Genomic DNA, 652 nt, shown 5'->3' with positions numbered 1-652 from the left:
GTGCGTAATAGCTCACTGGTCAAGCGTTCCTGCGCCGAAAATGAACGGGACTAAGTATCCCGCCGAAGCTGTGGACTTGTATTTATACAAGTGGTAGAGGAGCGTTCTGTTGTAGTGAGAAGCATTAGCGAGAGCAGATGTGGACGAAGCAGAAGTGAGAATGTCGGCTTGAGTAGCGAAAACATGGGTGAGAATCCCATGCCCCGAAATCCTAAGGATTCCTCCGGAAGGCTCGTCCGCGGAGGGTTAGTCGGGACCTAAGGCGAGGCCGAAAGGCGTAGTCGATGGCCAACAGGTTAATATTCCTGTACCGATTATGAATTGTGCAGAGGGACGGAGAAGGCTAAGTGTGCCGCATGATGGTTAGCGGTTCAAGTACTAAGGTGTTGATAGACGGCGAAAACGTTCTGAGCTGAGGTGCGAGTAGGACTCACTACGGTGAGGAAGACACTGATGTCCAGCTTCCAAGAAAAGCTCTAACCACGTTAATTTACAATTGCCCGTACCCTAAACCGACACAGGTAGGAAGGTTGAGTATACCCAGGGGCGCGAGATAACTCTCTCTAAGGAACTCGGCAAAATGGCCCCGTAACTTCGGGAGAAGGGGTGCCAGCGAGAGCTGGCCGCAGTGAAGAGATCCAGGCGACTGTTT

At 51.8% G+C, this 652-nt stretch carries 1 rRNA gene; it reads left to right on the top strand.

The features are described 5' to 3' along the window. Positions 1–652: ribosomal RNA gene (locus AAFM92_16885) — 23S ribosomal RNA — on the top strand; the annotation flags it as partial.

This window comes from Pseudomonadota bacterium, from assembly GCA_038533575.1.
GTDB lineage: Bacteria > Pseudomonadota > Alphaproteobacteria > Rhodobacterales > Rhodobacteraceae > Shimia_B.
This window is presented reverse-complemented; position numbering and strand designations above follow the sequence as displayed.